This is a genomic window from Alkalibacterium sp. s-m-28, assembly GCF_054658175.1.
Genome location: NZ_BAAGIQ010000075.1, coordinates 1 through 10,331, shown reverse-complemented (window position 1 = coordinate 10,331; position 10,331 = coordinate 1). Strand labels below are relative to the sequence as shown.

The 10,331-nt window shown below is 39.6% G+C and carries 9 protein-coding genes and 1 pseudogene; 8 read left to right on the top strand and 2 right to left on the bottom strand.

Annotation, left to right across the window (positions count from 1 at the left end):
• The first annotated feature begins 301 nt into the window (after positions 1-301).
• On the top strand, positions 302-1,042 hold the full coding sequence (gene yaaA, locus ACYQ4S_RS09290) for a peroxide stress protein YaaA (RefSeq protein ID WP_459770750.1): 741 nt from the start codon (positions 302-304) through the stop codon (positions 1,040-1,042).
• A gap of 107 nt (positions 1,043-1,149) precedes the next feature.
• Positions 1,150-1,932 (top strand): CPBP family intramembrane glutamic endopeptidase, encoded by a 783-nt coding sequence (locus ACYQ4S_RS09285; RefSeq protein ID WP_459770748.1) that lies wholly within the window; start codon positions 1,150-1,152, stop codon positions 1,930-1,932.
• A 254-nt stretch (positions 1,933-2,186) separates the two neighbouring features.
• On the opposite strand, the gene dhaQ is transcribed toward ACYQ4S_RS09285, so the two are convergent.
• Positions 2,187-3,179, bottom strand: a complete 993-nt coding sequence (gene dhaQ / locus ACYQ4S_RS09280) for a DhaKLM operon coactivator DhaQ (RefSeq protein ID WP_459770746.1) — start codon at positions 3,177-3,179, stop codon at positions 2,187-2,189.
• A gap of 17 nt (positions 3,180-3,196) precedes the next feature.
• Positions 3,197-3,739, bottom strand: coding sequence for a dihydroxyacetone kinase transcriptional activator DhaS (dhaS, locus tag ACYQ4S_RS09275; protein WP_459770744.1), 543 nt, complete (start codon positions 3,737-3,739; stop codon positions 3,197-3,199).
• A 184-nt stretch (positions 3,740-3,923) separates the two neighbouring features.
• Here dhaS and ACYQ4S_RS09270 point away from each other — a divergent pair, with 184 nt between their 5' ends.
• The 6 genes and pseudogenes from ACYQ4S_RS09270 to ACYQ4S_RS09245 all read left to right on the top strand — a co-directional run bounded on the left by ACYQ4S_RS09270 (position 3,924) and on the right by ACYQ4S_RS09245 (position 10,093).
• Positions 3,924-5,024 (top strand): glycerol dehydrogenase, encoded by a 1,101-nt coding sequence (locus ACYQ4S_RS09270; RefSeq protein WP_459770742.1) that lies wholly within the window; start codon positions 3,924-3,926, stop codon positions 5,022-5,024.
• 160 nt (positions 5,025-5,184) lie between these two features.
• Positions 5,185-6,905, top strand: a pseudogene (dhaK, locus tag ACYQ4S_RS09265) (dihydroxyacetone kinase subunit DhaK).
• 102 nt (positions 6,906-7,007) lie between these two features.
• Positions 7,008-7,730: an MIP/aquaporin family protein gene (locus ACYQ4S_RS09260; protein WP_459770741.1), complete on the top strand. Its 723-nt coding sequence runs from the start codon at positions 7,008-7,010 to the stop codon at positions 7,728-7,730.
• Between the two features lie 138 nt (positions 7,731-7,868).
• The gene (locus ACYQ4S_RS09255; RefSeq protein WP_459770739.1) at positions 7,869-9,020 is read left to right on the top strand and encodes an iron-containing alcohol dehydrogenase; all 1,152 of its coding nucleotides are present in this window, start codon (positions 7,869-7,871) and stop codon (positions 9,018-9,020) included.
• Between the two features lie 103 nt (positions 9,021-9,123).
• Positions 9,124-9,708 carry an ECF transporter S component gene (locus ACYQ4S_RS09250; RefSeq protein WP_459770737.1) on the top strand — a complete coding sequence of 195 codons (585 nt, stop codon included), beginning with the start codon at positions 9,124-9,126 and terminating at the stop codon, positions 9,706-9,708.
• Positions 9,701-10,093, top strand: coding sequence for a DUF4430 domain-containing protein (locus ACYQ4S_RS09245; protein ID WP_459770736.1), 393 nt, complete (start codon positions 9,701-9,703; stop codon positions 10,091-10,093). The genes ACYQ4S_RS09250 and ACYQ4S_RS09245 overlap by 8 nt, the downstream gene beginning before the upstream one ends.
• Positions 10,094-10,331 lie beyond the last annotated feature (238 nt).

Genomic DNA, 10,331 nt, shown 5'->3' with positions numbered 1-10,331 from the left:
TAAAAGATTTAATACTACTGTATGAACGTTAGAGATATTCAAGTTATTGAACCGCCGTATACGAGAACCGTACGTACGGTGGTGTGAGAGGTCGACTAGTCAATTAATGACTAGTCTCCTACTCGATGAAAGGAACCGAACATCAGCTTTCTTTCATGGTGCTAGTGAGCAAGCACGTAGCAGATGAAAAACAAACGAACGTCGTCTACCTTCATTTAGCTCGATGATAACAATTCCACTTTGAAAGAAACGCTTCTGCTTGCTATACTTATCTAGACTAACTAAGAGAAGGGCGTTTTTTATGCGAATTATTATTTCACCGGCCAAGAAGATGACGGTAGACAATGACAGTTTTACCCACAACCAGTTGCCCAAATTTATAAATAAAACAGAGGAATTATTAAACCACTTAAAATCCTTAACATACGATGAACTGAAGAAAATATGGAAAGCCAGCGACAAGATTGCCACGTTAAACTATGAACGCATTCAGGAAATGGATTTACGGAAAAACCTGACTCCGGCAATTCTTGCTTATGAAGGCATTCAGTACCAGTACATGGCGCCTAATGTCTTGGAGACAGAGCAGTACAATTATTTAGAGAAGCATTTAAGAATTCTCTCGGGCTTTTACGGTGTCCTCAAACCTTTTGACGGTGTGACGCCTTACCGCCTGGAGATGCAGGCTAAGCTGAAGCATGACAGCTATCCATCCGTGTATGCTTTCTGGGAAGACCAGCTGGCTAAGCAGCTTCTGGATGAAACGGACACAATCATCAACTTGGCTTCAGAAGAGTACAGCAAAACGATTACCAAATACAATGACCAGGCACAGATCATCCGCTGCAAATTCGGGGAACTCATAGACGGTAAAGTAAAAGAAAAAGGAACGATGGTCAAAATGGCTAGGGGAGAAATGGTTCGCTTTATGGCCGAAAATCAGGTGCAGTCACCTGAGAAACTTAAAAATTTCAATCATTCAGATTTTTCCTTTAGCGATGACCATTCAACAGAGGATGAATACGTGTTTATTAAAGGCTAGCAATAAGTAAACTGACAAACATATCCAAACACTTCTTGCTCAAGCAAACACCTCCAGGCTTATTTTATTTCTTCCGTTTTATTTGTTAAAATGTGAGGAGGGGTTGGATGAGTAAACGCGCAAAAAGAATAACTATATTTTTATTGCTTACCTTTGCTTTAATGTTTGTCTCGCATGGTATCATTGCCTATTTACTAGAAACCACGACCATAGAATGGGATAACTTTCCCTATAATGCTTTAGGAATTATTGGGGGAGGGGCGCCTGCTTTTGCTGCATTATTTATGGTGTATGTGATGTATTCGGACAAGGAGCAAAAAGAGTTTTGGAAGAGTGTATATCATTATAAAGTTGAGTGGTTATGGTGGCCTATCAGCCTGCTCTCACCTTTAGTCATTGGTTTTATTGCGAATCTTATTTACCATGGAGGCTGGTGGGCTCCTGAAATAGAAATGGGACAGATTATAGCCTTTCCTCTTGCTTTCGGTGCCATGATTTTTGCAGGCGGTGTGGAAGAGTTAGGCTGGCGAGGCATTTTACAAGACAACTTATCAGAAAAAGTTTCTTTACCTGTAACTGGTATAGTTATAGGAGTCTTGTGGGGTGTTTGGCATCTGCCGCTGTTTTTAATTGATGTGTTTGCCCACTACCACTACGATTTCTCTACGTATTTACTGACAACCATTGTCTATTCGCTGATACTGACGCTAATTGTCTACAAAACTAAAAGTGTCTTGCTTGCGATTTTAATGCATGCAGGAATTAACGCGTTCGGGAATCTTGGTTTTGGTATTCCAATGGTACTTGATACAGGAGTTATCATATATCTTTTGGTACTTATACTCCTTATTGCTTTTCCTCTTTATTTTTTGGATAAGCCAAATCATTAACACTTATATAATAAGAAGAGATTAAAGTATACACAAAAAATGCATTCCTCCTTTTATTATCTTATGGAAGAGGAAAAAGGGGAATGCATTTTTTACATTTAAGTGTTTGAATTACTTGGTAGAAAAGATTACTATAGCATGCTTTTACACAAAGAGATGATAAGGTATGTCAGTCCGCTACATTTACACATAAGTATTCAAGCGAAACGCATAGTAGTTGTGTGAACTATAAAAATTATCATTTACTGGCAACTCTACCAGTTTGAGGCATCAGTAGGTTGATTAAGTGCAGTAGTCCAATCGCTATTCTTTATTTTTAGAAAGGTTAAAGAAACGCCGTGCATATTATATGAAGTGAGATGAGAACCTACTTTGATATAATCGACCTCAATATTTTCAATTTGTAAGAGGCGCCGTAAATCATTAGTAAATATATACTGTTCCATAAGTGTCGTAGACCCAAGTCCGTTAACCAAAATTGCAAATTTATCATTATTATTCCAGTCGATTATTCGTCTCATTTTATTTACCAGCTCAATAGCAAGCTGTTCTGAAGAATGATAGGGAACTTTTCTGTAGCCTTCTTCCCCGTGTATACCGACTCCGTAAGAAACTTCATGATCTCCAAGTTCGAATACTGGCTTGGAGCTGTCCGGGAGAACGGCACTTTTCAATGCAACTCCAAGTGTAAATAGGTTCGCAGTTAACTCGTCACCAACTTGTTTTAATTCTGTAAGAGAAGCCCCTTCCTGAGCATAAAATCCTAAGATTTTATGGACAAGAACAGTACCCGCAACTCCTCTATGTCTTTTTTTAAATGATGTTTTACCTTCTATAGAATGATCATCGGATACACATACAAGTTCAACTTGGTGGCCGTAACTTTCAGCTAAGCTTTTTGCTTCGGTAAAAGAAGTGACATCAGCTGTGAAGTTTTTTACGACCAGAAGCACCCCTTTGCCAGAGTCTGCTTTTTCTATTGCTTCTACTATTTGTTCTGGTTTCGGTGGTATAAAGAAATCTCCGTTAATACTTGCTGTGAGTAACCCTTCTCCAACATATCCAAAATGGGCAGGCTCATGTCCACTTCCACCCCCACTGATAACAGCCACTTTGTCCAGGTTTTTTTTGTATACAATCCTATTCTCTGCGTCAAGATGAAGTCGGTTCTTGTGTTCAAAGTGATAACCTGACAGCATGGCAAGAGTATTAAATTGTGGATTGTTTTGAATTTGTTTCGGTTTCATAATAAATTATATCCTCCTTATTTTCCACATATATCTAAAAGGTGTAAATACAAATTATCTGCTATTTCTTTATGTGGAGTTTTACATCCTGACTCGATCCACTCTATAAGAGTCCCAACCATACCATGACTTAAGAAACGTGCAAGAAATACTTTTCTTTTATCTGTATATTCTGCATTCGTAAAAGATTCATCATTTAATATTTCTAGATAAAGGTCCTGTAAATTCTCAAACAAGGATCTAGAGAAACTATTTTGTTCGTAAAGCAATAAAGCATTCCGGTAAAAATCCTGCTCACGATAAAAATAGACAAAAATATATTCTAGTATTGAGTCCCATCTTTCATAATCAATAAAATCGCGAATGTTTTCTTGGCTTTCAGTTTTATAAATCCACTCAATTAATTCGTATTTGTCTTGAAAGTGATAATAAAAAGTTTGCCTTCTTAAATCAGCCTGCTTCATTATATCACTGACGGTGATTTTGGCAAAAGACATCTTATTCATTAAGTTTTTAAAGGAATAAGCAATTACTTTCTTGGTGATCAGCGACTGGTCCATATCATACCCCCAGGTAAAGCGCATCGTATAGCAGCAGTATATATAGTATAGTTTAAATCAATATTAAGTAAAAATGAAGCTAGACATGCTAAATTTTGACACATCAAAGAATCTGTCCGTTTTTTTAAAAGCGCTTTCACTATAAACTGTAAGTGTACCAAGAAAATATCAAACGGAGGTTATTATGGATAAAATATTTGTCAGTCCAAGTCGATACATTCAAGGGAAAGATTTAGTCAGTCACGCAGGTCAGTACATGGAGCATTTCGGACAGAAGGTGCTTGTCTTAGCCGATGAATTTGTACAAAAAATCGCAGCCAACCAACTCATTGACAATATAAACGAAAGCTTTGACATCACAAAAGTGACGTTTAACGGTGAATGTTCCACCAAGGAAATTAACCGAGTCAGCGAACTGGCCCAGGATCATGGTGTTGACTTTGTCTTAGGGATGGGCGCAGGGAAGGCGTTGGATACAGCTAAAGCTGTAGCGGACCGCAACAATGTGCCGATTGTCGTATTTCCAACACTTGCCTCAACCGATGCGCCAACGTCCGGCCTATCAGTGGTGTACACAGAAGCCGGAGAATTTGAACAGTATTTGTTTTACAAGAAAAATCCTGATTTAGTCTTAATGGATACCGCTATTGTGGCACAAGCACCCGCTCGTATGATGGCCTCCGGTATTTCAGATGCACTGGCAACGCTAGTTGAAGCGCGCGCAGTGAAACAGAAAAACGGCAACACGATGAGTGGCGGAAAAGCGACGATTGCCGGTTTTGCGATCGCCGAAAAGTGTGAAGAGGTTCTGTTTGATTACGCCCTGCTAGCCTATGAAGCCAATAAAGAGAAAATCGTGACCCCTGCATTGGAAGCGGTTGTAGAAGCCAACACCTTATTATCAGGCCTCGGTTTCGAGGATTCCGGCCTGGCTGCGGCTCACGCGATTCATAATGGGTTCACAGCCGTTGAAGGAGATATTCACCACTTGTCTCATGGAGAAAAAGTGGCTTACGGAACACTCACACAGCTGGTGCTTGAGAACAAGACGATTGATGAGATTAACCGCTATTTGGAGCTGTATATCCAACTAGACCTTCCTGTGACTTTAGAACAGATGCACCTTGAAGACAAGTCTTTTGACGAATTGCTGGAGATTGGTAAGTCGGCTACAAAAGAAGGCGAGACAATGAGCAATATGCCTTTTGATGTAACACCAGAAGATGTGGCACAGGCTCTGAGAGCCGTGGATGCCTTTGCGCGTTTATATATGAGCAAGAAATGAGTAGCAGGATAATGAAAAACACAATTAAATAAAGAACCCCCAACTTAATAGACAGCCATAAAGACGTTTAAAAAAATTCAGTATCTAATCGGTAAAAGAGAATGAGGCATTTAAAGGAGATAGAAAATTGAAAAAAATTATCAATACACCAGATACGCTAATGATGGAAATGTGCAATGGTATCGTCATGGCACATCCTGAACTTGAGCTTATAAAAAAATATAAAATAATTAAGAAAAAAGACATAAATACGGATAAGGTTACCTTGATAAGCGGGGGTGGCAGTGGACACGAACCTGCCATGCTGGTTTTGTTGGAAAAGGAATGTTGGACGTCGCGGTTTGTGGAGAAGTATTTGCCTCTCCTTCTCAAATACAAGTTTACCAGGCTTTAAAAGCATCCGGAGGAAATAAGGGTACGTTGTTGATTATAAAGAACTATTCCGGAGATGTCATGAACTTTAAAAATGCAGCCCATTTAGCTGAAGAAGATGGCATGCAAGTCGATTACGTAAAAGTAGAAGATGATATTGCCGTTGAAGACAGCTTGTACACTGTTGGAAGAAGAGGGGTTGCAGGAACTGTACTGGTCCACAAAGTAGCTGGAGCAGCAGCAGAAGAGGGTAAAGATTTGCCAGAAGTTAAGAGACTGGCTCAAAAAGCCGCAGATAACGTAAGGAGTATAGGAATGGCACTCACTTCATGTACTGTTCCTGCAAAAGGCTCTCCAACCTTTAAATTAGCTGAAGACGAAATGGAGTACGGAGTAGGTATTCATGGCGAACCAGGAATTAGAAAAGAAAAAGTGATGCCTGCTAGTCAGTTAGCAGAAAGAATGGTAGCGGACCTTTTAAAAGATTTAAATGTTGAAAAAGATTCATCGGAAGAATTAGTGGTGCTGGTTAATGGTTTCGGGGCAACACCTTTACAAGAGCTGTATTTGTTTAACCATGAAGTGGCTAAGCAAATTGATGCCAGCGGACTGAAAATCAACCGGACCTTCGTCGGCAACTATATGACCAGTATCGATATGGCAGGCGTATCCTTGTCGATTATGAAACTTGACGATGAACTGAAAAAACTAGTCTCTCTAGAAAGTGATGCACCGGCATTTAAAGTTTCTGGAGAAGTCAATCAAGTTGAATTTGTAGATGTTTTAGAAGAAGAGACAGATAAACCCGTTTCTTTTGAAGTTGAAACAAGTGAATCAAGTGCAAAACTATCTGATGATGAACTAACGTTAGATAACATGATTTATTTAGTGGATAAGATGAGTGAAATTATTATCGAAAATGAAGCGCCGTTTTGTGAGCTGGACGCACATGCTGGAGATGGGGATTTCGGAATGAGCATCTCTAAAGGGTTTAAACAGGTCAAGAGGGAATGGCACTATATATTAGAAAAATCAGCTGATATTGGTGAGTTTTTAGAAGAGTGTTCTCTAATTATCATGAAAAACTGTGGAGGAGCATCCGGGCCTATTTGGGGATCAGCTTTCAGATCAGCAGGAAAGCAGGTAGAAGGGAAAACTGTACTGACTGTTTCTGAATTTGCTGAAATGATGGCTTCTGCTGTTAAAGGGATACAGGACACTGGAGAGCGATCCTTCGGAAAAGGTGCAGATATTGGCGATAAAACACTCATTGATGCATTGATTCCTTGCCAAAAAGCATTAGCTGAAAGTGCACAAAACAATGAGACGTTCAAAGAAGCGTTTAAGAGTGGAGCAGCTGCTGCTGTTGAAGGAGCCGAAAAAACTAAAGATACCGTGGCTCACATGGGTCGAGCGGGTACAGTTGGGGAGCGAAGCATTGGACATCCAGATGCTGGGGCATATGCTTTAGGCGTTATCTTCACCGAACTGTCCGAATCAGTTAAATAAGATAAACTTAGGGTATTGTGCTTAAAAAAGCCATTAAAGTAAGGGCTGAGTTCAAAGTGAGAACTGTGTACGTAACTCAGCCCAGAATAAGGAGGCGACAAATTGGAAACAACTTTAACACAACAGCTGCTAGGAGAATATCTAGGGACCTTGATTTTAATCCTTCTTGGGGATGGCGCAGTTGCAGCAAGTGTTTTAAAAAAGACAAAATCTTACGACACTGGCTGGCTGATGATTACTATAGGATGGGGACTGGCAGTGGCTATTGCTGTATATGCAGTTGGCTGGTTATCGCCGGCTCATATCAATCCTGCAGTGACAGTTGGTATGGCCGTTGCTGGAGAAATCGGATGGGGGTCAGTTATTCCTTACATCATCGCACAAGTTGCTGGAGGGTTTACAGGAGCCATCTTAGTTTGGATTCATTACAAGATGCACTTTGATGCCACGTCTGACCAAGGTGCTATATTAGCCGTCTTCTCAACAGGCCCGGCTATTAAAGGTGAAAAATGGAATATACTATCCGAAATTATTGCAACAATTGTACTGGTTTTCTCTTTACTGGCATTTACGCAAGGTGAGTTTACAGAAGGATTGAATCCTTTAATTGTGGGCCTGCTTATTGTGGCTATTGGTATTTCTCTAGGGGGAACAACCGGCTATGCTATTAATCCAGCTCGAGATTTCGGGCCGAGATTAGCCCATCAAGCCTTACCGATAAAAAACAAAGGAAGTTCAGAATGGCATTATGCATGGATTCCTATTGTGGGGCCACTTGTCGGTGGCGCACTGGGTGCTCTGCTGTACCTGGCAATCTCTTTATAAAAAAAGACTATCAACGGATAGATCTCAGGCAGTAATTTTTGACACATGGGGTAATCTGTCCGTTTTGTTTAAAACGTTATCATTATATTATTAGTTTGTGAACAATAACACAAATACTATACAAAGGAGAGAATTAGAATGTTTGATTATTTTTTACCGACAACAAACTATTTTGGAAGAGGTTCAGTTAAGGTCGTAGGAGAAAAAGCAAAGTTGTTAGGTGGAACTAAAGTATTAGTAGTAACCGATGGATTTTTAAGCCAACTTTCAGGAGGGCCTGTCGAGCATGTGCTTGAGTTACTGAAAGCAGAAGGAATCGAATCAGTTATATACGATAAAGTAGAGCCGAATCCTAAAGATACAAATGTTTCTGATGGATTGAAAATCTATCAGGAAGAAAAGTGTGACATGATTATCACGGTTGGAGGAGGCAGTCCTCATGATTGTGGGAAAGGTATTGGGATTGCAGCGACACATGAAGGTGACTTGTATGATTACGCCGGAATTGACACGCTGGAAAATCCATTGCCTCCAATTATTGCAGTGAATACAACAGCTGGAACAGCAAGTGAGATCACTCGTCATGCTGTTATTACAAATACAGAACTTAAAATTAAGTATGTCATTGTGAGCTGGAGAAACACTCCACTTGTTTCAATTAATGATCCACTGCTTATGCTGGGTAAACCAGCAGCATTAACAGCTGCAACAGGTATGGATGCCTTGACTCATGCTGTTGAATCATATATTACTCTAGGGGCTAATCCGGTTACAGATGCTGCAGCAATCCAGGCAATGAAACTTATCTCAAACAATTTGCGTCAAGCTGTTGCCAATGGGCAGAATATAGAAGCCAGAGAGAATATGGCTCATGCATCGTTATTAGCTGGAATGGCATTCAACAATTCGGGTCTAGGGTATGTTCACGCAATGGCTCACCAACTTGGAGGTTTGTATGATATGCCTCACGGTGTCGCTAATGCAGTACTGTTGCCACACGTTGCGAGATACAACCTTATTTCCAATCCTAAGAAATATGCAGATATGGCAAGTTTTCTGGGAGAAAACATTGAAGGTTTGTCCGTGATGGAAGCAGCAGATAAAACAATTGAAGCATTAAGAAGATTATCTTCAGATGTGGGCATTCCTACAGGACTAAAAGAGCTAGGTGTAAAAGAAGAAGACTTTGAATACATGGCAGAAATGGCCTTGAAAGATGGAAATGCAGGAACAAATCCGATTTCTGGAACAAAAGAAGACATTATTAAAATCTTTAAAGAAGCAATGTAAATACAATAAACGACTCGACCACTTTTTTTAAAGGTGGTCGAGTCGTTTTAACAAAATGGTACACATATAAGAGCACGAAACATAGCTAAAGGAGGATCAGACGGTGGGGCTCAGTGAAATAAATAATGATTCTGGGCATTCAATAGGAAGAACCTATGCATTGACTCGTACAGCTTTATTTACAGCACTAGTGACACTGGGAAGACTAGGCTTCGCTTTTTTACCTAATGTACAGCCTATGACGGTGCTTGTCGTCTGCATCACCTTGTACTATGGCTGGAAGACAGGATTAGCGGTCTCAGTTTTGTCTGTACTATTGAGCAATATATATCTTGGAATGGGCCCATGGACTGTAGCTCAGATTATTGCATTTTCTATATTAGTGGGCTTGACCAATCTATTAAGGAATAAGCACCATAAAATGCCATTAGCAGTACTACAGTTATTTGCAGGTTTGTTGGGCATGCTCTACGGATTAATTATATCCGTGGTTCAGGCTCCATTTTTCGGTTGGAATATACTAGTGCCGTATTATTTATCGGGATTATTTTTCGACATTATGCATGCAGGAGGAAATATCGTATTTTTAGCGATTTTATATCCTCTGACAATGAATCTATTTTGCCGCATGGATGCAAAAAGAACATTTATGAAAAATAAAGGTAATAAAGGAGAAAAAAATGAATAAGAAAACAAATATCATTATATCAGGAGTGGTGGCTGCTTTAGTAGTTGTTGCGCTTATTTGGTTTATAAATGCAAATGATGGAAACTTGTTACCAGCAGGAAATTCAAAAGAAGTTTCAGTAATCATACGTAATCAAAGTGAAGAAATGGTGGATGATACGATAGAAGCAGATGAAAACGATAATTTACTTGATATTATGATTGAAAACTACGATATAGAGGTTACTGAGGAAGGTTTCATTGAAGCGATTGAAGGAGCGGAGCAAGACGTATCGGGCAACTTGTTTTGGGTATATGAAGTAAATGAAGAAATGGTGCCTGTAGGAGCTGAAGAATTTATACCTGAAGATGGTGACAGTATAGTTTGGGAATTGACTGAATTTTAAGAAGAAGATCAGTGAAAACAAAGTTGTGCATTGATGAGCAATTAAATAACGTTATCACATAAGTATAATGAACAAAAACAGCAGCGTTTTGACTTGATTGGATGAGCTGTTTGGAACTGTCAAATTTTTTATGAAAACTAAAAATTAAAGGTGGTGAAGGCCCACTGACTATACCAATCGGAGCCGCATTTGCCCTTGACAAACACTTGAATGGTTTCAGTTAAGGTCACAAGGGTGA

Bases quoted from the DNA above. Each gene is read 5' to 3' on its own strand.
- ACYQ4S_RS09255 (WP_459770739.1), top strand. From the start codon at position 7,869: ATGTTTGATTATTTTTTACCGACAACAAACTATTTTGGAAGAGGTTCA.
- ACYQ4S_RS09245 (WP_459770736.1), top strand. From the start codon at position 9,701: ATGAATAAGAAAACAAATATCATTATATCAGGAGTGGTGGCTGCTTTA.
- dhaS (WP_459770744.1), bottom strand. From the start codon at position 3,739: ATGGACCAGTCGCTGATCACCAAGAAAGTAATTGCTTATTCCTTTAAA.
- ACYQ4S_RS09270 (WP_459770742.1), top strand. From the start codon at position 3,924: ATGGATAAAATATTTGTCAGTCCAAGTCGATACATTCAAGGGAAAGAT.
- ACYQ4S_RS09285 (WP_459770748.1), top strand. From the start codon at position 1,150: ATGAGTAAACGCGCAAAAAGAATAACTATATTTTTATTGCTTACCTTT.
- dhaQ (WP_459770746.1), bottom strand. From the start codon at position 3,179: ATGAAACCGAAACAAATTCAAAACAATCCACAATTTAATACTCTTGCC.
- yaaA (WP_459770750.1), top strand. From the start codon at position 302: ATGCGAATTATTATTTCACCGGCCAAGAAGATGACGGTAGACAATGAC.